Below are 22,059 nucleotides of genomic sequence, written 5' to 3' on the forward strand. Positions count from 1 at the left end.
TAAGAGGAAAGTCTTGAGCCGGATAACGGCTTGAGACTTTTTCTTTTTGTAATAAATTACGTCGTCGTTGATTTTTTAAATTAAGGTTGAGTGTTTACGGCAGCTTCTCCAAAATAACTCCTTATTGCAACTGCCTGCTTTTTGGTAACTACCTCAAGCAATTCTTCTTCTGTCGCATTGCGTATTTTTTTTACCGACTTAAAGTACTTCAGCAACTTGTCTGCGGATGTTTTCCCTATGCCTTCTATCAGTTCAAGCTCGGTAGCTAAGGTACCCTTGTCACGTTTCTTCCTGTGAAAGGTAATGCCAAACCGGTGCGCTTCATCGCGCAATTGCTGGATGATCTTGAGCGTTTCTGACTTTTTATCAAGATATAGAGGGTATTGGTCGCCGGGATAATACAATTCCTCCAGCCGTTTTGCTATGCCTATAACGGTTACCTGTTTATCTATCCCCAATAACTTCAGGCTTTTTACGGCTGACGATAGTTGCCCTTTGCCGCCGTCGATAATGATCAGTTGAGGAAGCTCGGAACCTTCATCCAGCATTCGGCGATAACGGCGGTGCACGGCTTCCTCCATGGTGGCAAAATCGTTAGGCCCTTCAACGGTTTTTACGTTGAAGTGGCGATAGTCCTTCTTGAATGGTTTCCCGTCACGAAACACAACGATAGCCGATACCGGGTATTTGCCCTGGAAGTTCGAATTGTCAAAACACTCGATATGCCGCGGCAATTGGTTCATCCTGAGGTCTTTCATCATCACGGTCAGCAACCGCTCGGTACGCACTTCAGGGTTTAGCTTTTCGTACTGATCTATCTTCTCTTTTTTAAAGAATAACACATTCTTGTGGGAAAGATCGAGCAGCTTTTTCTTTTCGCCAAGTTTGGGCACGGTGAATTTGATCCGATCATCATCAATATCCGGGTGGAATGGCACGATCACTTCTTTTGAATGGCTGTTATACCTGCTCCTGAATTCTGATATAGCCAAAGTAAGCAACTCTTCATCACTTTCATCCAGGCGCTTTTTCAGCTCGATGGTTTGCGTTTGGATGATGGTGCCGTTCATCACCTTCAGGAAATTGACAAAGGCATATTTCTCATCCGATGCGATGTTGAACACATCCACATCGGTTATGGATGAATTGACCACCGTCGATTTACTCTGGTAATTTTCCAGCAGGTCGAATTTACGTTTCAGTTTATGGGCGGCTTCAAAGTTGAGGCTTGCAACTGCCGCATCCAGATCGGCTTTCATGTTGCGCAATACAGCACCTATCTTGCCGTTCAAGATGTCCTTTATCTCCTCGATATTATGTTCATAATCCGCTTCGGTCTGATAATTCTGGCAGGGCCCTTTGCAGTTACCCAATTGATATTCGAGGCAAACCTTAAACTTTCCGGCATCGATATTTTGCCGGGTAAGTGCCAGGTTACAGGTGCGCAACGGATAAGTTTCTTTGATCAGCCCCAATATGGCGTGCATCATACTTACCGAAGCATAAGGCCCCAAGTATTTCGAGCCGTCGCGTACAATGCGGCGTGTCCAGAATATGCGCGGGAAATTCTCGTTTTTGATGATGATCCAGGGGTAAGTCTTATCATCCTTTAGCATCACGTTGTACCTTGGCTGATGCTTTTTGATCATGCTGTTCTCCAGCAGCCACGCGTCTATTTCGGTATCTACAATGGTGAAAGTGATGTTGCGTATTTTAGATACCAGCACACGTGTCTTGGCATTCACCTGTGTATCCTTATTGAAATAGGACGTTACCCGGTTGCGCAGATCCTTGGCCTTGCCAATATATATCAGTTCCTTATCCGTATCCCAAAACTGGTATACACCCGGTTTATGCGGGATTTTTTTTAACGCCTCCCTGTAATCGAAACTATTAGTCATTAGGTACTGTCATTAGTTATTAGGTTATCAGCCATTGGGGCGAACCTTACAACATTCAAACTTTACAACATTCCGGCAAAATCAAAACCCAAGTTTCTTGTCCACATCCGATGCCGGGTTCTGTACTTGTTGCTGCTGATCGTAAGCGCTGCAATCGAGCGTTACCGTCAATGGTGATTTTGGAGGATCGAAGTCGACATTCTTTTTGATACCAAGCGATTCATTGGCATACACACGCTTCATAAAGCCGGCAAATATAGGCAATGCCGTATTGGCGCCTTCGCCAAGCCGTGTCGACCTGAAGTGGATGTCCCTGTCCTCGCAGCCTGTCCACACACCGGTAACCAACTGCGGTGTGATACCGATGAACCAACCGTCAGAGTTATCCTGCGTAGTGCCGGTTTTGCCGCCAACAGGGTTACGGATACCATATTTGTAGGTAAGCCGCGATCCTGTGCCATTTTCAATAACACCTTTAAGCATGTAGGTCATCACATAAGCTGTTTGCTCGTTCATGGCTTGGGTAACGCGTGGTTTGTGGGTATATAATACGTTGCCTTTTTTATCTTCTATGCGTAGTATAAATGTCGGTTCCGTCCATATGCCGTGGTTGGCGAAAACAGAATAGGCGCCCGTCATATCAAAAACCGACGCATTAAACGACCCCAGGCAGATTGAAGGGTAGGGTGGTACTTCGCTGGTTATCCCCATTTTTTTGATCTGGTTCATAACCAGCACCGGGCCAATCTGCTTCATCACCCAGGCTGTAACGTAGTTCTGCGAAAAAGCAAGTGCGGTTCTTAAGGTTATAGCTCCAGGCTGCAAATCGGATTGTGATTGTCGCGGACTATACGGGGCCTGGCCCGGTATATCAATTTCAACCGGGACGTTATCCACCTTTAAGCACGGCGAATAACCGTTGTCTATCGCCACTGCGTAGGTAAATGGTTTTGCTGTAGAACCTACCTGCCGGGTACCGTATTTTACCTGGTCGTACTTGAAATGTTCGAAATTGATGCCGCCAACCCAGGCTTTGATGTACCCGGTGGTCGGGTCCATGCTCATCATCGAATTCCGAAGCAGTAATTTCGAGTAAACAATAGAATCGATCGGTTTCATCGTCATCGTAGTATCGCCTTTCCACGTAAACAGTTCAACTTTGGTAGGGGTATTGAAATCTTTTTTGATCTCCTCAGCCGACATGCCCTGCAACGTATCGGCTTTATACCTGTCGGACCGGTGCATACCCTGGTCGAGCAATAGTTTGAAGTTTTTAATGCTTTTATATAAACTATATCCCTTCCAATGGCTATTGAACTGTACCTGCAGCTGGCGCATATATTCAGCCTGGGCCTCCTCGGCATACTGCTGCATCGTATAATTAATGGTGGTGTAAATTTTCAGGCCATCACGATCAAGATCATAAGGCGTACCGTCGGCTCTCACGATCGACTCATCCTCTAATATTTTCTGTACCTCTCTTTTCAATACTGCCCTAAAGTATGGGGCAGGCCCGTCGTTGTGCGTTATCCGGTTAAAATGCAGCCCCAGCGGCTTGGCTTTAAATTCGGCCAGTTGTCCTTCGCTCAGGTAACCTAATTTAGCCATTTGGGTAAGCACTACGTAATTACGCCTGTTCAAAAGGCGGTCGGGGTGATTGATCGGCGAATAATACCCCGGCCCGTTGATCATAGCTATCAGCATAGCGGCCTGGTCGGGTGTAAGCTTATCCGGCGTTGTATTAAAATAGGTGCGCGCCGCCGACTTGATGCCAAAAGTATTGTATGCGCCGAAATCTACCTTATTCAGGTACATGGTGATAATCTCTTCCTTGGTATAGCGCCTTTCCAAATTAACAGCCGTTATCCACTCCTTCATTTTTTGGGTAAAGCGCACGATCTTATTTCGTGAAGGATGTTCGGTAAACAGGTTCTTCGCTAACTGTTGGGTAATGGTACTACCACCCTGGCTTTTAAAAATATTGAGAAACAGGATCGTAAACTGTCGCCTGAAATCGATACCAGAATGGTCGTAAAAGCGCTCATCCTCTGTGGCCACCAGTGCATGGATAACATTGGGCGATATTTCTTTGTAGGTTACATTCGACCGGTTCTCGACATAATAGGTGCCTAACGTTTGTTTGTCGGATGAGATGATCTCGGAAGCCTGGTTACTTTTTGGGTTTTCCAGGTCGCGGAATGATGGCAACGGGCCGAAAATACCGAAATATGTTCCGACTATCAGCAGTACCACCAACAGGAAGCAAGTGATGAAAAACTTCCATATATAGCCGTTGTACCTCCTGATATCCTGTTGCGATAATTTAACGACGATCATTCTCTTTCAATTTAATTTTAAGCAATAGTAGCTATTTCAATAATTATTCTGGTAATAATCTATATAACTGTCCAGCGTAGATTTATTGTTCAGTTTATCCAAATTTTCCTGCGTAATGATAAAAAAGCTGTACTGGTCCTTCGGAACTTTCATAATATCGGGCATTAGGGGGATAATGGCGCGGGCATAATCTTTAACCGCCCCAAGGCTATAGAAACGTCCCACGTAAATCAGTTGGTTATTATCGCCCACGCTCATCAACTGGTGTTTAATGGCGCTGCCAGCCAGGTTGGCGCGGTTAAACTGCCCTATGCCAAAACGCGATGAAGCCAGGTTTACGGTAGCCGTACTTACATTTACTACAAAATAGTAATTCGTGCTGTCGCGCATCGAAAATATGGACGATTTAGCCGGCTCCTTACCGGGCAGCGTAGTTTTTCCTTGCACAGCGTTGGCCCGCGCCGAGTCGGGCTTTTCTACGACAGGCTTACCCGTTAATGGGTCTTTCACAACTTTTGCGGCTTCGGCCTGCTTTACCGCAGCAACCTGTTGTTCGGCAAGCAGGTTATTGTATTTAATAGCGGCCTGTTGCGCTTCGGTCATTGCCGGTACAAAAGGTTCCTCATTTGGGTCTTTTTCGGTCAGCACAACGGGCCTTTTTAATAAAGCCTCGCGGTTGGCGTCAAGATAAACCAGGTGTTGCTTCACCAATGGGGTTATAAGCCTATCGTTTGGATACTTACTCATTATAGCGGTAAGGTCGGCTTTGAAAGGGTCCAGTTTTTCTAAATGCCCTTCAGCTATTGCCCGAAGGTAATCCAACTGAGCGGCCCATTTATTGCCTGGCCGTTGCTTTTGCAGGGCGTCTATCAGGGTTACGGCTTGCTGGTAATCAGGTTTTGAAAAAGCATCGTAAACCTGGTTATATTTTTCTGTTAACTCTGCATCGGCATCGTTCAATTTCTTGCCGTAATCGGGGTCGATAATGATTTTCGCAAATGGCGTTTCCGGAAAGTTTTTCAGCAATAGGTTTTTATATTCATCTGCCTTTGCCTGGTTGTTGTCATCGGTATATAGCCGGTACAAATTATAATATAATGCCGGTTTGTCGGGGCTGTCTGGGAAGCGGTTCAGCAGTAGTTCATAGGTCGCGATAGCTTCTTTCCGGTCACCCAGTATATCCCGGTAAAAATTAGCAACGTCAAAATAAGCATCATAGATAAGCTTGTTCGATGTGGCGAGTTTCTCCGGTGTCAGGGGCAGGTTTTCTATCAACTGTTTGCGATAATCGCCGGCATTAACCCCCTTGCTTTTCGCCGCCTGGTCGGCCGGCGCATCAGGGTCAATGCTTTCAGCTGTGCCTGATGATGCATTGCTATTTGTTTTGTTGCTTCTTCGCCAATTATCTTCCAGCTTGCGGTTACCCCATCGCCGCTTAAAATCATTATATCCCTGACTGACAGCATTGCTATTATAAAAATAAAACGTACTTCCCGTGCCCCCCTGAGGCCCGCCCGGCGAGGCATTACTTGAAGCTATGGCATTGTCGATACCTGTTTGCACTTGTTGCCGGTGTAATATTTCGTTGCTTACCATAGCATCAATACGAGCGCCCCTTGCTTTGTCATCCAGCTTTGCCAGCATTTGTAAGGTATCTTCTCTCGATATGATGCTGAACCGGTCGGCAAGCAATTGCAGGTTATCACTTTTCTTTTTGATGGTTTGATAACCCGGATAGCCTGGTGATAAGCTAAACAGGGTACTGTCATAATATTTCTTAGCGGCTACATAATCACCCCGGTCCTTAAAATAAATATCTGCCAGTCGCAGATAGGAGAGGCCCTTCTGATTTTGATTCTTTCGGCTATAGTTTATAGAAAGGTGATAGTTTTTGATGGCGTTGTTCAGGTCTTTGTCAGTGTAATATAACTGCGCAACCTGGTAGTATACCTGGTCTATAAAATCTTTGTTATTCTCGTTTTTGATGAGGCTGCGCAGCCGGTCTATACGATTAGCCTTTGTCCCATTTTCATTTTGCTCTATCCTGATACGGTTCAAATTAGCATTGAATGCCATTTCGAACGCTGCGTTACTATTTACTATGCTGCTGTAATTTTTATAAGCGTCTGTCGCCTTGTTGTTCAATTCCTGCAATTGGGCCATAATGAAAGTCCAGCGCAGGCGCTGACCTTTATTACGACAGAATTGTATGGCCTTTTTCGCCGTCTGTTCGCCTTCTTCATAATTCTGCACATCGATATCATATTGCAGCTTCGTAGCGTAAATATCCGCAATAGTGCTCTTCTTTGTTTTTTTATCGATGTTTGAAACAGCCGAGTCTATAGCCAGTTTTGCTTTGGGTAATTCATTCAGGTAGATGAGTGTCCGCGCTTTCCACATTAATGCTTCTTCTGCCAGTTTTTTTTCCGTGGGGAACGATCTTACCACGTAACTGAAATATTCCGCCGCGTCGAAGTAGTTAGCCTCAAGGTAATCGGCTTTTCCTAAAACCAGGTAAGCATCGCCGAGGTAATGGCTTTGCTCTTTAATATTAATGATCTTGTTACCTTTTGCTTTCGCCTCTTCCAGATCTTTATCCGGGGTGCCGCTTTGGGCCGTAGTGTCCTGGTAAACGCGTAATATCTCATTATAAGAATCGACGAAGGACAAAGCATAACTCTCCTGCTTCTCGCGGAGTATCTCGTTGGCGTCAAAAAGGATATTGTAATGAGCCGTCAGGTTTTGCATCGCGCGGTTGAAGCCGCTTTTCTTTTCGAGTGAGCATCCTGCTATTAACAGCACTAAAACCGGGAAGTATATTCGTCGAAAGACAGATGTTTCAGAAGTGCGCCTCAAAGTAAAAACAACAGTTTATAAAAGCCTTGCTAATTTACTAAATAGTATGCAATAGGATCAATAAATTTGCAGATGACTAATAATGAACCAAATAATAAGGACGGCCGTTCCATCAATGCCTATGCGAAATACTCCGGCCTTGGCTTCCAGATGATCGTTATCATCGGCGGGCTTGCCTACCTGGGAACTAAGATCGATCAGTCCGCCGGCCATCAAACTAAATGGGTCGCCGCGGTACTGGCGCTTGTGGGCGTTTTCATCTCATTGTACATCGTTATCGCATCTCTTAAAAAATGAACAATAGTGATGGCAAGAAACGTGAAGGATGGTCAAGACGATCGCTTTTAAAGCAGGGCGCCAATGACGCCCTTTAAGAGCTATTTAAACAAAAGGAGGGGTTAACATGGTTAACACAATTCCAGGTATTTATTATCTAAATATCTTATAATCAGTAAATTAAATTGATTTTAATAAAAAACGTGTTAACCATAGGCAAATCGGGACTGGCAGTGGGCCACTATGAAACAAATTTGAAAAAGGCTCGGTTGGCGACCCGCTATTTATCAATGTGTTTTTAAAAGTGATTTCCCGGCGGGGATGATATAATTTTATTCGTAAAACAATAAAAATCTGCACCTTTGCACTTCATAAATCAGGGAGCACCCAAACAAAGTAAATGAAACTTAGCACGGCCATATTCTATTATCTTTTATTTACTATCTGTCTGGCTATTCCGCCCATTGCTTTACAGCACAATGGTTACGACGATTGGCTGGTAGCGCACTTTTGGCTGGTCTTTTTTTATATCTCCGGCTTTACGTTTTTGGTAGTAGGGCTGATATTGTTCATCCAGCAAAAAAACAAGGACTATACAACCCAGGCTTTCCTGGCAGGTACCACAATAAAAATATTGGCCTGCATATTCTTTATTGTCATCTTTTCGATGAAAAATAAGGTTAATAAGTACGTTTTCGTAGGTGATTTTTTTTATATTTATTTATTAAATATGGTCTTTGAAGTTTATGTTCTGTTACGTAACTTGCGGCACAAAAATTTAAGGTAGAAAACTTCATTTTAGATGACAAGCGGCAAGATTTTGAACTCAAAAATTTTTAACATTTTCTTCATTTGCGCGTTTTTTTTGCTCGCAGGCACATTTTCAAAATCAGCATCCGCCCAGGAAAAGGCATCGGAGGGGGCCGAAAAGAAGTTTGAGCCGAAGGATGTGATCATGGAACACATCAGCGATTCTCACTTTTGGCCGGTAGTGTTTCCGTTGGTAAAGGAAACAAAAATACCCTTGCCTGTTATCCTTTATACAGATAAGGGTTTGGAGCAATTTTCGTCAGCAAAACTGCTGCCTGAGGGAACAGTGTATGCAGGGGAAAAATATAGCTACAAGCTTGAAGGCAATAAAATAGCGGTGGTTGACGCTTCGGGCAATATCGATGAAGCAGCCAACAAACGAGTGTGGGATTTTTCCATTACCCGTAACGTGATCAGTATGTTTATGACTTTCGGCCTGCTGCTTATCGTATTCCTAACCATATCGTCGAGCTACAAAAAGCGCGTTGGTAAAGCTCCAAAAGGATTGCAATCGTTCCTTGAGCCACTTATCCTGTTTATACGTGATGATGTGGCTATCCCGAACATTGGCGTCAAGTACACAAAGTACATGCCTTTGCTGCTTACCATTTTCTTTTTTATCCTGATCAATAATTTATTCGGAATGATCCCCGTTTTCCCCGGCGGTTTTAACCTGACGGGAAATATCGCTGTTACCTTAACACTGGCTACCATTACGCTGCTGGTGGTTAACTTCAGCGCTAATAAATATTACTGGAAACACATATTTATGCCGCCTATACCTATATGGTTGTATATCATTATGGTGCCGGTGGAGCTGATATCGGTAATATCACGCCCGTTCGCTTTAATGATACGTTTGTTTGCAAATATTACCGCAGGCCACATCATCGTGCTAAGTTTGATATCCCTGATATTCATTTTTAACACAATATGGATATCGCCGGTATCAGTGGCATTCACTGTATTTATCGATACTATAGAATTGCTGGTGGCGTTTTTGCAGGCTTATATCTTTACTATGCTTTCGTCGCTGTTCATTGGGATGGCTATCGAAGAGCATCATTAATATTGAATTAATTATCTATTAATATATACACGTTTAAATTTATCAAACAATGACTGGAATGATTGGACACGCTGGAATGGTTTTAGCCGCTGCTACTACTGTTTTTGGTAACGTTGCTGCTCTTGGTGCAGGTTTAGCTGCTATCGGTGCTGGTATCGGTATCGGCCAGATCGGCGGTAAAGCTGTTGAAGCTATCGCACGCCAGCCTGAAGCTATCTCAAAAATTCAAACAAACATGATCATCGCTGCAGCTCTTGTAGAAGGTGTTGCTTTGTTTGCTGTGGTAGTTGCCCTGCTCTAATCGGGTCAGGCAAAAAAAACAAAAACAGCCCGGGGCGGTTGGCACCGGGATGTTTTTAATTAATGAAGTTATAATTTTATAAAATAGACTGAATTATGGAATTAGTTAAACCTGAGATTGGTTTAGTTTTCTGGACAGCCCTTTCATTCATTATCCTGCTGATCATTTTAGGCAAGTACGCCTGGAGGCCGATATTAACGGCGATAAGCGAACGCGAGAAATCTATTGAAAGTGCGCTTTCAATGGCTGAAGCCGCTAAAGAAGAGATGGCACGCCTCACCAGTGAGAACGATGCCCTGTTAAAACAGGCCCGTATCGAACGCGACGAGATATTGAAGGAAGCCAAGCAAATGAAGGACCAGATAGTAGCAGATGCTAAAGAAGCGGCCAATGCTGAAGGCAGCCGTATGATAGAGCGTGCGCGTTTGGAAATAGATAATCAAAAAGCCATAGCAATGGCCGATGTGAAAAACCAAGTGGCTACATTGTCTATCGAGATAGCTGAAAAAATATTGCGCAAACAGTTTGAAGATCAGAAAAAGCAGGATGCTTTGGTGGCTGACCTGTTGCGTGAGGTGAAGTTGAAATAATATCGGATTCCGAATGTTCAATTTCGAATTTGTTGAATTGATCATCCGGAGCGCAATAAGAAAATTCGGAATCGTAAACCCGAAATTCGAAACAAAAAAGATATGTCTGAATTAACAGTTGCAAACAGGTACGCCAAATCGTTGATCGATCTTGCCGAAGAGGAAAAAGCTCTTGAGGCGATCAGGAAAGATATGGAGCTTTTTACACATACCTTAAGAGCTAATTTCCAGCTTCAGGCAATTTTGGCTAACCCCATTGTTGCCCATGATAAAAAGATCAAGATACTGGAAGCGATTTTTTCGGGTAAGGTGCACAAGATTACTGAATCGTTTTTCAAGATCATGGTTAACAAGAGCCGCTCGGAAGTGTTGTATGCTACCGCGAAAGAATTCATAAACCAGTATAATGTTATAAAAAACATCACAAGGGCTTATGTAACATCCGCGACTCCATTATCTGACGAAAATAAAAAGCAGATAATCGCCGAATTGAAGGCAACCACCGGTGGTGATATCGAATTACATACTAAAGTTGATCATAACCTGATAGGCGGCTTTGTACTTAAAATAGGCGACCTGCAGGTTGACACCAGTTTGCTGGCCAGCTTAAAGAAATTGAAATCAGACTTCGCCCACGGCGTGAATCAATAATTATAAAAAAAACAAAACTCTAAATAAATAAAAAATGGTAGAGGTAAGACCAGACGAAGTATCAGCCATATTGCGCCAGCAATTGTCGGGCTTCAAGTCAGAATCTGAATTAGAAGAAGTAGGAACGGTACTTCAGGTGGGCGATGGTATTGCCCGCGTTTACGGATTAACAAAAGTACAATCGGGTGAGTTGGTTGAATTTGAGACCGGCCTGCAAGGTATCGTGCTAAACCTGGAAGAAGACAACGTGGGTGTGGTATTGCTTGGCAAATCGGACGGGGTAAAAGAGGGCGATACCATCAAACGTACCAAAAAGATCGCTTCGATCAACGTTGGCGACGGGATGCTTGGCCGTGTAGTAAATACGTTGGGCCAGCCAATTGATGGCAAGGGTGCGATAACAGGTAAAACCTATGAAATGCCCTTGGAGCGCAAAGCACCCGGTGTAATTTACCGTCAGCCGGTTACCGAGCCGTTGCAAACAGGCATCAAAGCCATCGACGCGATGATCCCCATCGGCCGCGGCCAGCGTGAGTTGGTTATCGGCGACCGCCAGACAGGTAAGACCGCCGTTTGTATCGATACCATTATCAATCAGAAGGAATTTTACGCTGCCGGCCAGCCGGTATTGTGTATATATGTGGCTTGCGGCCAGAAATCTTCAACCGTTGCGAACATTGTTCGTACGCTGGAAGAGAACGGTGCCATGCCTTATACCATTGTTGTGTCTGCAAGCGCTGCCGACCCTGCTCCAATGCAGTTCTTCGCACCATTTGCAGGCGCCGCAATCGGCGAGTTTTTCCGCGATACAGGCCGCCCTGCTTTGATCATCTATGATGATTTGTCGAAACAGGCTGTTGCTTACCGCGAGGTGTCGCTGCTGTTGCGTCGTCCTCCGGGCCGTGAGGCTTATCCAGGTGACGTATTTTACCTGCACAGCCGTTTACTGGAACGTGCCGCTAAGATCAACGCCAACGACTCGATCGCACAGGCAATGAACGATCTTCCCGACTCGATCAAAGATATCGCTAAAGGCGGCGGTTCGTTAACTGCATTACCGATCATCGAAACACAGGCAGGTGACGTATCAGCTTATATCCCGACCAACGTGATCTCGATCACCGACGGCCAGATATTCCTGGAGTCAAACCTGTTCAACGCTGGTGTTCGCCCTGCCATTAACGTAGGTATCTCGGTATCGCGTGTGGGTGGTAACGCACAGATCAAATCGATGAAAAAGGTTGCGGGTACATTGAAGCTCGACCAGGCTCAGTTCCGCGAGTTGGAAGCCTTCTCGAAATTCGGTTCAGACCTGGATGCTTCTACCAAAACCGTGCTTGATAAAGGTGCACGTAACGTGGAGATATTGAAACAAGGCCAGTATTCGCCGGTGACCGTTGAAAAGCAGGTGGCTATGGTTTACGCAGGTACTAAAAACCTGATGCGTAACGTACCGGTTAACAAGATCAAAGAATTCGAGAACGAATATACTACCCAGTTGGAATTACGTCACCCGCAAACATTGGCTGCCCTGAAAGCCGGTAAACTGGATGACGAGATAACCGGCGTACTGGAAACAGTAGCAAAGGAACTGGCCGGGAAGTATTAATGCGCAAATGTGCGGATATGCGAATATGCAGATGATTGTATATCCGTACACTTGATCAATTGAAATAACGCAAAGAAATTTGCACATCTGCACATTTGAAATTTGCACATCCAATAAATGGCTAATTTAAAAGAAGTAAGAAACAGGATATCGTCGGTAACGTCGACACAGCAGATCACCAAGGCCATGAAAATGGTTTCGGCGGCAAAACTGAAGCGCGCCACCAATGCGATCATGCAGTTGCGCCCTTACGCTAACAAGCTAAAGGATATGCTTGCAAACCTTTCGGCATCGCTGGAGGATGGTTCGTCGCCGTTTTTGCAGGAACGCGAACCGAACAAGGTGCTGATCGTTGTTGTTTCGTCGAACCGTGGTTTGGCAGGCGCCTTTAATGCCAACGCAATAAAAACGGCTAACAACCTGATATCCGAAAAATACAGTGCCCAGCATAAGGCAGGCAATATATCGATTGTCGGTATCGGTAAAAAAAGCCAGGAATATTATCAGCGCCGCAAATACAATGTGATAGGAGATAATAACGAGCTATTTAATTCGCTCAATTTCCTGAATGTATCGAAAGTAACCGAAGCCATCATGGAAGGTTTCCTGAAAGGTGAATTTGACCGCGTTGAGGTTGTTTACAACCAGTTTAAAAACGCTGCCATGCAGATACTGACGGTTGAGCAGCTGCTCCCGGTTCCTAAATCTGAAAAGAAGGTAGACACGGCCCACCAGGTCGACTATATTCTTGAACCATCGCAGGAAGAGATCGTAGAGCAATTAATACCGAAGAACATCAAGATACAACTGTACAAAGCCATATTGGATTCACATGCATCAGAACACGGCGCACGTATGACTGCTATGGATAAGGCGACAGATAATGCAGGCGAGCTATTAAAAGCGCTTAAATTATCGTACAACCAGGCACGCCAGGCAGCCATCACAACCGAGCTTACCGAAATTGTAAGCGGCGCAGCGGCTTTGTCATCAAACTGATAAATTATTTTAAATGATATTTGAAAGGCTTCCTGGTAGGAGGCCTTTTGTTTTCCTACTGATTTGTCATTCTGAGCCAAGCGAAGAATCTATTGACAATTTCCAGGTTCCCAAAAAAAAATTAAGGTTACTTTTTTGCCTGTCAGGTATTAATAATATATCTCGTCCATTATTTTCTGTGCAATCTGCATAGTGATTTTTATTGGAATAATATTCCGTGAAATTATAATTTTTAGAACTATATTTTGTTAAAAATTATTTAACAGGGTTACTATTTTGTTTTGGTTGGTATTAATGAGAAATCAATTTAAACTGACGAATTATGAAAACACAAATTTTGCTCCTTGTCGTGCCTTTGGCCTTGCTGGCTGCCTGCAAAGGGAAATCATCCAAAGACTATGAATTCATAAATAACAGGTCAGCTGCGACGGCTGATACCGTGTCGGTAGCCGACACCACCAAATCCCCAGCGGAAAAGCTGGTAAAAACAGCCGACATTAGTATGCGGGTTAAGGACGTACGTCAGACCGGGGAGGATATAGCTGTGCTGAGCAAAGGATATGGCGGCATGGTTATGCACCACCAGCTACAATCATCAGCCGGACCAACCAGGGATGTACACGTCAGCAATGATTCGATTATGCGAATAGCGGCTTACAGCATTACCGGCGATATGACCGTTCGGGTGCCTTCAGAAAAATTAGAAGAGTTTACTTCCAAAGTGAGCCGAATGGGTATATACGTCAATATGAGCCGGATGGATATCGAAGACAAAACACTTGAATATTTATCGGCACAACTAAAGCTGAAAGATAGAGAGGAACTGATAAGCCAGCAAAAAAGCGGGAGGATAAAAATAAAGAATCCAGCCGGCGTGCTTTTGCTGAAGGATGATATGGTAGATGAGAAGATCGCGAACCTGCGTACTGATGCCGATGTAAAATTCAGCACTGTTAGTCTCAACTTTTACCAGGGTAATTCGATACTGAAAGAAGTGATAGCAAACGATGATCCTGCTGTTTATAACATCCCTTTCTTGCAGCGGCTTGGTTTGGCCCTTGCGGATGGTTGGTCAATATTTATTGACATCGTGATAGGGTTGGCAAACATATGGGTATTTATCCTAAGCGGCGTGCTTACATGGCGTTGCTTTGTTTACTACAAAAAACATCAGAAAAAAATGCAGGCGCCCGCCGCATAAAAGTTTAAACTATTTGCCAAACTTTAGCTAAACATTTCTATTTTTGTGACAAATCATTCAAGCTTAAAAGAAGATGAACAAAACAGAGGAAGCTAACGAGGAAAAACACTACGTATTGATAGTTTTTGCCGTAATTGTCGGCATTGCAGGCATATACCTCCGGTTTATTAATGAAACCCATTTGTATACCTGGATAGCTAATATCCTGTTAATTTTAGGCGTAGCCATCGCCCTGAGAGCTATCTTCGCCATACTGAAGTAGATCCCTGTTTAAAATATAAACTAAAAAGCGTGCTGATATTTCAGCACGCTTTTTTTATGGCCGCCCTAATCGCCAGCCTCCAATCACTGATCACTACTTGGGCCTGTACTTCGAGCCATTCAATATTTTCTGCGCATCCTGGTCGGCCATTAGTTGCTGCACCGTCACATCAGGATTTTTATTCATGTATTCTTTTACTATCTGCCAGCCGGTCCATACCGCCAGCCTCGGTGCTGCATCATTTTTCTCACCCAATCCTGGCGTAAAAGGGGCCTCGCCTAAATATTTTTGTATCTTTTCGTAGTCGGACTCATACAAAAGGTTCTCTCCAAGAAAATAAGCCCATATCTGCGACTTAAAATCGTTGCACCACTTCAATTGCTTGCCGGTATAACCGATTTTTAGCGTATCGGCCATATCCGGCAATATCTTGTCCATAAAATACATGATCTTGCCGTTATATACCATTCGCGATAGCAGGGATTTATCCTTATCGCTTTCGGGGAACATATCCTCCCTGGCCATCACCTCCACCACCCGCGGCGTTATATAATCCGGGGTAAAACGCTTCGAAATATAATGCGGGAATACCTCGCGAATTGCATTTGCTGTGTAGAATTTAGAATTTGCCCCTAAAAACAGGTCGAGGCCGATACCATAATAGCCGTTCCCAATGGTGATTTGCGCTCCCTGGAAACCCGAAAAATAGGCAAAAAGCCTTGGCAGAGCTTTATTAGGATAATAATATTTGACGTGTTTGAAAGCATCGGTGAGTTCGGCATTCTCTTTATCCATGTTGGGGAATATCGAATCTACTTCGTGTTTAACCTCGTTATACGGCCCGGCGGCAAATATTTCGCGAAGGGTTTTAAAATAGCCGGTGTCCCGTGTTTCACCTACCTGGATAATGCGCTCCATAAAATCCGTGTAAAATGGACCGTATTTTTTTTGCATGTACACTGCCTGCGGCGCAATAGGCTTGGCTTCCATGGCGTTCATATCATGATCAAAACGCTCGATTGTCACATTAACATCAATATTGCTGACATCAACTTTTTTGGAGCGCCCGCAAGAGGCGAATAGCAATGCCGTAAAAAAAATTAGGTAAATTTGCTTAGGCTTGATAGGATAGAAGATCATTTTTCGTTCTTTTAGCAAAATTAGTTTTTTAAGCCGCATTAGCATAGCCAAAATTATTATCGTCCATATATGAAGATCGCACTGGCACAGCTTAATTACCATGTTGGTAATTTTGAATCGAATACCGCCAAAATTATCACCCATATCCACCAGGCCGAACAGCAGGGCGCCGACCTTGTTGTATTTGCCGAACTATGCGTGTGCGGATACCCCTCGCGCGACTTTCTCGAATTTAAAGAATATATAGGCCTTTGCGAAGACGCCGCCAAAAAAATAGCTGCCGAATGCCACAACATTGCTTGTATTATTGGCTTGCCGACCGTAAATAATAACCCTGAGGGGAAGGATCTGAACAACTCGGCCTACTTTATTGAAAATGGCCGGGTGAAGGCCATAGTAAACAAGGCCCTGCTGCCCAATTACGATATTTTTGATGAGTACCGCTATTTTGAACCGTCGACCACCTTCAAATGTATTGATTTTAAAGGTCACCGAATTGCGTTGACGATTTGCGAGGACCTTTGGAACACCATTGAGAACCCCTTATATGTCACCCGCCCGATGGATATGCTGATCAAAGAAGAACCTGATGTAATGATCAACATTGCTGCGTCGCCGTTTGCTTATAATCACGACGAAGAGCGGATCAAGATACTAAGCGATAATGCGCAGCGGTATGGGCTGCCGCTTTTCTATGTAAACCACGTAGGTGCACAAACCGAACTGATATTTGACGGCGGCTCGCTGGTTTTTGACAATGCCGGGAATATGGCCGATGAGCTACCGTATTTTAAGGAACAGGTATCTTACTATCAGTTGGAAGACAAATCAGCGGTGGTCCTTTTGCAACCTGCTACCATACGGGTAAAAAAACAGGCCGATATCGAACAGATACACCAGGCGCTGGTGTTAGGTATACAAGACTATTTTTATAAATCGGGCTTCAAAAGTGCAATATTGGGCCTTTCCGGCGGTATCGACTCGGCTGTGGTATGCGCGCTGGCCGCAGAGGCGCTTGGCCCGCAAAATGTGATGGCCGTATTGTTACCATCCCGCTTTTCAAGCGACCACTCCATTAAAGATGCCGAAGATTTGGTTAAGAACCTCGGCTGCAAGCACGAGATCGTTCCCATCAGGCATATTACCGAAGCATTTGAATCGACGTTGCACCCACAGTTCCAGAATTTGCCATTTAATATTGCAGAAGAAAATATTCAATCGCGAAGCAGGGCAGTGGTATTAATGGCGATGTGCAACAAATTCGGCTATATTCTACTCAATACATCAAATAAAAGCGAGGCTGCGGTGGGCTACGGTACACTGTACGGCGATATGTGCGGAGGTATTTCCGTTATAGGCGATGTTTACAAAACACAGGTATTTGAACTGGCGCGATACCTTAACCGCGAGCGCGAGATCATCCCGGTGAATACTATTGTCAAACCGCCATCGGCTGAATTAAGACCGAATCAAAAGGATACCGACTCGTTGCCGGAGTATGATATTCTTGACGCCATATTGATGCAATACATCGAGAACAGGTGTTCTTCGGGCGAGATCATCAGGATGGGGTACGACGAGCAAACCGTGCGCAGGGTGCTGCGACTGGTCAATATTGCCGAACATAAACGATACCAAACGCCGCCTATACTAAGAGTGTCGCCAAAAGCGTTTGGTATGGGCCGGAGGATGCCGATAGTGGGTAAATATTTATCATAAAAATTCAATTTCAGATTAAACCTTTTTTAAAAAGACAAGTCAAACGGAAATAAGGGAAATTGCTATGAAAACGATACTAAACCTAATGCTGGTATTACTGGTTATTGCCGGCATATCATCCTGCAGCAGTTACGATTACTATACCGCCGGGCTCAACAGAACCAACATGAGCCAATACCGTTCATTTGCCTGGATGCCGCCGCAAGGAAAAGACCGCTCACAGGATGTCAGTTCCGCCGCCGATCTGAAGATCAAAGACGCCGCTGTTGCTTCCTTAACTGCAAAAGGATTACGGCTTCAACCCAATAATCCCGATCTGCTGGTTACCTATCGTGCTATGGTGGGCCGTGGTTCAAAAACTGTTTATGCTTCAACTTATTACAGCTCGGGGCCTGGTTATTATGGTGGCTTAGGTTACTATGGTGGCTGGGGATTTGGCGCTGGTTGGGGATGGGGTGGAGGATATAGGCCTTATTATGGATACGGATACTCGCCATTCATTTATTACGGGGGATCAACTGCGGTTGGAAAAGAGCATTATAAAGAAGGAACTGTTATCATCGACCTGGTCGATACCCGTACACACCGGATCGTATGGCGTGGATTTGGGGTAGGCGAGGTTCATCATAACCCGCAGAAAAATGTTGACGATCTGCCTAAGGTGATAGATGGTATCATTAGCCAACTAAACCTTGCTCCACCTGCTACTGCCGGCGGCCGCTCAATCAGGTCATAAGTTACCCCTCATATATTATTGTTTTAATTGTCCTCCCGGGAATGAATTCCGGGGGGATTTTTTTTAGATCAGAATACTTAACGCCGTTATAGTTTTACGAACTTGGTTTGGCCCACCAGCGTTTGATCTTTCGTGTTCCAAACCTGTACCACATAGGTGCCTGTGGTAAGGTCGTTTACGCTGCCCTGCCAGTTAGTTTGCGATAGATTGATGTTTCTCACCAGCAGCCCCGTGCTATTGCTTATTTTAATTTTATAGTTGCCTTTGTTAATAATGCCAGCCTGTTCGGTTATAGTAAGATTAATAGTTCCCTTTGCCGGATTTGGATAAATATTAATATTGCTGTTGGTGAGCGTATTGCTCTGAGTCGAATATTCTATCGTAGCTAAAGCTGAATAAGTAATAGCACCATTGACGTCTTCTGTTTTCAGCCGGTAAACATTGCGCCCGAATTGGGGGCTTTTATCAATCGATGCGTAATTTCCATGCCCGTTAGATGTTTTCCATGCCAACACTTCAAAAGTGGCGCCATTGTCGATGCTGCGTTCCACTGTAAATCGGGTGTAGTTTTCTTCGTTTTTAGCTTGCCAGGATAGGTTAACCTGCCTGCTGATCTCCTCTGAGTTTTTTGTGGCTGTAAACTTTACCAAATGGTATGCGTAGCCTTTGTTTTGGCTGATAACCAGCTTAAACCTATTTGGCCCGAAGCTATTGGAATCAGCCTTATCAATGGCGAAATCGTATGTTGAGCTTTCGCGCAGGTCTACTGAATCTTTCGTAAGATGATCAACCAGCGAAATGTTGTACAGCCTGGGTATACCTACTATATTTTTTAGATTAAAATGATAATACCCGCTTGACGAGGCTGATGCGGAGAGCGGAATAGCTAATGTCTCCTTAGGGAATGGTTGCACATTTATTGCGAGCGCATAATTGTCGCTCGACATGCTTGACAGGCTAACCACACCTTGTCCTGATCTGTACAGCGCCTCATTTTCAGCGTCGTAAGTAGTCATAGCCCCCTCCTTCAGATGGATGATAATATCATCAGTATTTACCGAGTCTTTTATCATTACCAGGTGCAGGTATTGCAGGTTAGCATATTCATTTACCGGCTTACCCATAAGCAGGTTGAGGCCGGTAACCTGTGTGGCGACTTTTGCAGATTCGTTAAAGATAAGTTTTCCGGTGGCCGCAGTAGCTACTACAAAAAAGCCTTGCCCGCTGGGTATTACATTGCTTGCGTTATGTGTCCCGATGCCGCCCGAACCTTTGGTGTATGCCCCAAAATTGTGGCTTACAGGATCTAGTACATACATTGTCGTTCCAACACTTGAACCATAAATACCCGATGTAGTGGTAGTGGTGTTGAACAGGTCCCAATTAACAGAGCTCGCATAGGGATTGCCCACCAGGTTAAACCCACGCACGGTTGAATTCCCGGCCGTAGTTGTATACCCTATGGTGGCTAACGCTGGGGTGTACCACTCGTGTACTACCACCTGGCCCTGGGCGAGTGTACCCGTGGCTGTCAGCGTAGTATTTTCAGGGGTTGGGTATGGCGAAGTAGTTTTACTTGCAAGCGAAGTGCTCCTGTTACCACGGAAGAAGAACAAAAAGCCATTACCGACCGGGATATTAAAAGTCCCGACTTCATTATCAAGTGTATAGCCGGGCGATGAAGCAAGATTTGCAATGCCTCTGAAATTCCCCGCTGTAAAGCTGTTGTTGCCAGGCGCCAAATTTTCGCGGTATAAGTACAGAGTTGGGTTGCCTGTTTTGTCAAAACTGCCGCCTGTGCCGCCCGAGCCGGTTAAATAACAGGAGTTTTTCAGGTAATTAAGGCTATAAACATTATTCCCGCTTACAGTACTTACATACACCGGCGATGACAATAAGCGATACCCACGGTAAGTTGCGCTACCCCCCGTCACATATCGCTGAACATTTACAAATCCAGTGATTGTAGATGTGCCCGTTAGCGCGGCGACTGTAGCTGACCCGGTTGCGTCAGACTTAAGTGTTAAATATGCCGCTGCAGCCGAACCGGCAACCAGTTTAGCCGGGCTTACCAGGGTTAGCACACCAGTGCTGGCTACTGAAAAGTTGCCTGTACCTGCTCCCATTGTAGCGGTTCCGGTGCAATTAAAGGTTACGTTTTTGAATATAGTTCCGGTTGCACTATTATCTGTAAGGCTCTGTGACGTCCCCGAAAAATAGACCGTACCGGCGCCTGCCGTAAATGTGCCATTGTTTTGATATGTGCCTTTAAATATGACGCTACCCGACCCACAGGTTAACGTACCACTATTGTTTTGATATACACCTGTTACCGTAACCGTTCCCGATCCTGTAGCTACCGTGCCGGTATTTATTTGCATGGTGTTAGTTACCGTCAATGTTCCAGATCCTAACGTAATCGTATTGCCGTTGTTTTGCAGGATGCCGGTTACCGTGATGTTGCCCGAGCCCTGCGTGACATTTACCGAGTTAACCCAATTACCTGTTACCGTGATGGCAGGGTTGTTAGTGTTGAGGTTGACAGCACCGGTTCCGCCGCTGGTCCAGTTGCCACCGATAGTGAGTGTACTATTGGCTACCACTTTGGAGCTTGCGCCTCCAAACGTCAAACAGTCGTAATTATAATTATTGATACCAAGACCTGATGTTCCAGTTGTATAAATAGCTTGTGAGCCCGACGTTGCATCGTACAATACAGTGCCGGTACCAGAACCGTTATTGGTAAAGTCGATGGTAAAACCGTTTGTGATCGGTGTCGATATTGGGTTAATATTTAATAATTCAAGTGCGGTAGGAGAGGTGCCGGTATCCATCTGGAACAGCCCCAGGCCAGGGAAACCCGGGTCCCCCGTTCCGCCGGATAGCGGGTTGTTATACGATACAGTAACTATTTGCCCGGTAAGTTTCAGGTTATTTGCGTCAAGTGAAAAATACGGATAAACAATGCCGTTCCCGGAACTATTGCCTGTAGCCCGGAGTGTGATATTACCCGTCACATTCATTTGATTTACCTGTACGCTTACGTTATTCACTACGCCTGTTCCACTGCCGGGAGTAGTCAGGTCGCCAATGGTAAAGCTGCCGCAGGTAATGGTTCCGGTTCCGGCCAGTATGGTTGTCTGGTAAAAATTAGGATCGTTATTTTGAGTGATACCCCCACTCACCGTCAATGTTCCATTCACCGTGAGGGTAAAATTATCGTATGTGCCGAATATTATCGAGGCGCATGATTGCGCGTCGGTTATAGTTGGTGCATTGGTATAAGCGTTTACAGCTATCTGTACAATGTCTGCAGCGCCGGGAGTGGTTGTGGCTGCAACGCCGCCAACCTGCCAGTTCAATTTGTTGTTCCAGTTGTAGACCCCGCTTGTCGCCGTGGTGCCTACCCAATCATAAGTAGCAGCGAAGCCCTTTACTGCTATTATAAGCAGTATGAAGTTCATGAGGGCGGTCTTGCACAAAAACGTTTTCAATATGGAGAATCGGCACTTTATTGCACGTTTTGTACGGTACTTCTTCAAATAGGTTTAGTCGTTTCGGCCACATTTTGAGGAAGTTGCGTTAGATGAATTTCCGTCTGC

The 22,059-nt window shown here is 44.8% G+C and carries 17 protein-coding genes; 12 read left to right on the forward strand and 5 right to left on the reverse strand.

Annotated features, from left to right (window positions below; all coding sequences use genetic code 11):
• Window positions 1-80 precede the first annotated feature (80 nt).
• The 3 genes from uvrC to VL525_RS12400 form a co-directional block, all read right to left on the reverse strand.
• Complete coding sequence (gene uvrC, locus VL525_RS12390; protein ID WP_325386967.1) at window positions 81-1,901, reverse strand: excinuclease ABC subunit UvrC; 1,821 nt, start codon at window positions 1,899-1,901, stop codon at window positions 81-83.
• 81 nt (window positions 1,902-1,982) lie between these two features.
• On the reverse strand, window positions 1,983-4,238 hold the full coding sequence (locus VL525_RS12395) for a penicillin-binding protein 1A (RefSeq protein ID WP_325386969.1): 2,256 nt from the start codon (window positions 4,236-4,238) through the stop codon (window positions 1,983-1,985).
• 36 nt (window positions 4,239-4,274) lie between these two features.
• Entirely contained in the window at window positions 4,275-7,040 is a 2,766-nt protein-coding gene (locus VL525_RS12400) for a tetratricopeptide repeat protein (RefSeq protein ID WP_325386972.1), read from the reverse strand.
• Window positions 7,041-7,166: 126 nt separating this feature from the next.
• Here VL525_RS12400 and VL525_RS12405 point away from each other — a divergent pair, with 126 nt between their 5' ends.
• The 10 genes from VL525_RS12405 (at window position 7,167) to VL525_RS12450 (ending at window position 14,862) form a co-directional block, all read left to right on the forward strand.
• Window positions 7,167-7,391 (forward strand): AtpZ/AtpI family protein, encoded by a 225-nt coding sequence (locus VL525_RS12405; RefSeq protein ID WP_325386974.1) that lies wholly within the window; start codon window positions 7,167-7,169, stop codon window positions 7,389-7,391.
• A gap of 379 nt (window positions 7,392-7,770) precedes the next feature.
• Complete coding sequence (locus VL525_RS12410) at window positions 7,771-8,157, forward strand: hypothetical protein (RefSeq protein WP_325386977.1); 387 nt, start codon at window positions 7,771-7,773, stop codon at window positions 8,155-8,157.
• Window positions 8,158-8,172: 15 nt separating this feature from the next.
• Window positions 8,173-9,249 carry a F0F1 ATP synthase subunit A gene (gene atpB, locus VL525_RS12415; protein ID WP_325386979.1) on the forward strand — a complete coding sequence of 359 codons (1,077 nt, stop codon included), beginning with the start codon at window positions 8,173-8,175 and terminating at the stop codon, window positions 9,247-9,249.
• Between the two features lie 76 nt (window positions 9,250-9,325).
• Complete coding sequence (gene atpE / locus VL525_RS12420; protein WP_147034582.1) at window positions 9,326-9,550, forward strand: ATP synthase F0 subunit C; 225 nt, start codon at window positions 9,326-9,328, stop codon at window positions 9,548-9,550.
• A 95-nt stretch (window positions 9,551-9,645) separates the two neighbouring features.
• Window positions 9,646-10,140, forward strand: a complete 495-nt coding sequence (gene atpF / locus VL525_RS12425; protein WP_325386981.1) for a F0F1 ATP synthase subunit B — start codon at window positions 9,646-9,648, stop codon at window positions 10,138-10,140.
• Between the two features lie 102 nt (window positions 10,141-10,242).
• Window positions 10,243-10,791, forward strand: coding sequence for an ATP synthase F1 subunit delta (gene atpH / locus VL525_RS12430; protein WP_325386983.1), 549 nt, complete (start codon window positions 10,243-10,245; stop codon window positions 10,789-10,791).
• 34 nt (window positions 10,792-10,825) lie between these two features.
• A complete protein-coding gene (atpA, locus tag VL525_RS12435) occupies window positions 10,826-12,400 on the forward strand; it encodes a F0F1 ATP synthase subunit alpha (protein ID WP_325386986.1) in 1,575 nt (524 codons plus the stop codon).
• Between the two features lie 117 nt (window positions 12,401-12,517).
• Window positions 12,518-13,399 (forward strand): ATP synthase F1 subunit gamma, encoded by an 882-nt coding sequence (gene atpG, locus VL525_RS12440; protein WP_325386988.1) that lies wholly within the window; start codon window positions 12,518-12,520, stop codon window positions 13,397-13,399.
• Window positions 13,400-13,721: 322 nt separating this feature from the next.
• Complete coding sequence (locus tag VL525_RS12445) at window positions 13,722-14,600, forward strand: DUF4349 domain-containing protein (protein ID WP_325386990.1); 879 nt, start codon at window positions 13,722-13,724, stop codon at window positions 14,598-14,600.
• A gap of 73 nt (window positions 14,601-14,673) precedes the next feature.
• Window positions 14,674-14,862, forward strand: coding sequence for a hypothetical protein (locus VL525_RS12450; RefSeq protein WP_325386992.1), 189 nt, complete (start codon window positions 14,674-14,676; stop codon window positions 14,860-14,862).
• Between the two features lie 93 nt (window positions 14,863-14,955).
• Here the strand turns inward: VL525_RS12450 and gldB are convergent, their stop codons facing one another.
• Window positions 14,956-16,002, reverse strand: a complete 1,047-nt coding sequence (gldB, locus tag VL525_RS12455) for a gliding motility lipoprotein GldB (protein ID WP_325386994.1) — start codon at window positions 16,000-16,002, stop codon at window positions 14,956-14,958.
• 69 nt (window positions 16,003-16,071) lie between these two features.
• Here gldB and VL525_RS12460 point away from each other — a divergent pair, with 69 nt between their 5' ends.
• Window positions 16,072-17,721, forward strand: coding sequence for an NAD+ synthase (locus tag VL525_RS12460; RefSeq protein ID WP_325386996.1), 1,650 nt, complete (start codon window positions 16,072-16,074; stop codon window positions 17,719-17,721).
• A gap of 64 nt (window positions 17,722-17,785) precedes the next feature.
• A complete protein-coding gene (locus tag VL525_RS12465; protein WP_325386998.1) occupies window positions 17,786-18,457 on the forward strand; it encodes a DUF4136 domain-containing protein in 672 nt (223 codons plus the stop codon).
• 86 nt (window positions 18,458-18,543) lie between these two features.
• Here the strand turns inward: VL525_RS12465 and VL525_RS12470 are convergent, their stop codons facing one another.
• Window positions 18,544-21,921 carry a T9SS type A sorting domain-containing protein gene (locus tag VL525_RS12470; RefSeq protein WP_325387000.1) on the reverse strand — a complete coding sequence of 1,126 codons (3,378 nt, stop codon included), beginning with the start codon at window positions 21,919-21,921 and terminating at the stop codon, window positions 18,544-18,546.
• Window positions 21,922-22,059: the final 138 nt, after the last annotated feature.

It is taken from the genome of Mucilaginibacter sp. (assembly GCF_035492695.1).
GTDB lineage: Bacteria > Bacteroidota > Bacteroidia > Sphingobacteriales > Sphingobacteriaceae > Mucilaginibacter.

Bases quoted from the DNA above. Each gene is read 5' to 3' on its own strand.
- atpE (WP_147034582.1), top strand. From the start codon at position 9,326: ATGGTTTTAGCCGCTGCTACTACTGTTTTTGGTAACGTTGCTGCTCTT.
- gldB (WP_325386994.1), bottom strand. From the start codon at position 16,002: ATGATCTTCTATCCTATCAAGCCTAAGCAAATTTACCTAATTTTTTTT.
- VL525_RS12470 (WP_325387000.1), bottom strand. From the start codon at position 21,921: ATGAACTTCATACTGCTTATAATAGCAGTAAAGGGCTTCGCTGCTACT.
- VL525_RS12465 (WP_325386998.1), top strand. From the start codon at position 17,786: ATGAAAACGATACTAAACCTAATGCTGGTATTACTGGTTATTGCCGGC.
- uvrC (WP_325386967.1), bottom strand. From the start codon at position 1,901: ATGACTAATAGTTTCGATTACAGGGAGGCGTTAAAAAAAATCCCGCAT.
- VL525_RS12460 (WP_325386996.1), top strand. From the start codon at position 16,072: ATGAAGATCGCACTGGCACAGCTTAATTACCATGTTGGTAATTTTGAA.
- atpG (WP_325386988.1), top strand. From the start codon at position 12,518: ATGGCTAATTTAAAAGAAGTAAGAAACAGGATATCGTCGGTAACGTCG.
- atpF (WP_325386981.1), top strand. From the start codon at position 9,646: ATGGAATTAGTTAAACCTGAGATTGGTTTAGTTTTCTGGACAGCCCTT.
- VL525_RS12410 (WP_325386977.1), top strand. From the start codon at position 7,771: ATGAAACTTAGCACGGCCATATTCTATTATCTTTTATTTACTATCTGT.
- VL525_RS12395 (WP_325386969.1), bottom strand. From the start codon at position 4,238: ATGATCGTCGTTAAATTATCGCAACAGGATATCAGGAGGTACAACGGC.
- VL525_RS12445 (WP_325386990.1), top strand. From the start codon at position 13,722: ATGAAAACACAAATTTTGCTCCTTGTCGTGCCTTTGGCCTTGCTGGCT.
- VL525_RS12405 (WP_325386974.1), top strand. From the start codon at position 7,167: ATGACTAATAATGAACCAAATAATAAGGACGGCCGTTCCATCAATGCC.
- atpB (WP_325386979.1), top strand. From the start codon at position 8,173: ATGACAAGCGGCAAGATTTTGAACTCAAAAATTTTTAACATTTTCTTC.
- atpA (WP_325386986.1), top strand. From the start codon at position 10,826: ATGGTAGAGGTAAGACCAGACGAAGTATCAGCCATATTGCGCCAGCAA.
- VL525_RS12450 (WP_325386992.1), top strand. From the start codon at position 14,674: ATGAACAAAACAGAGGAAGCTAACGAGGAAAAACACTACGTATTGATA.
- atpH (WP_325386983.1), top strand. From the start codon at position 10,243: ATGTCTGAATTAACAGTTGCAAACAGGTACGCCAAATCGTTGATCGAT.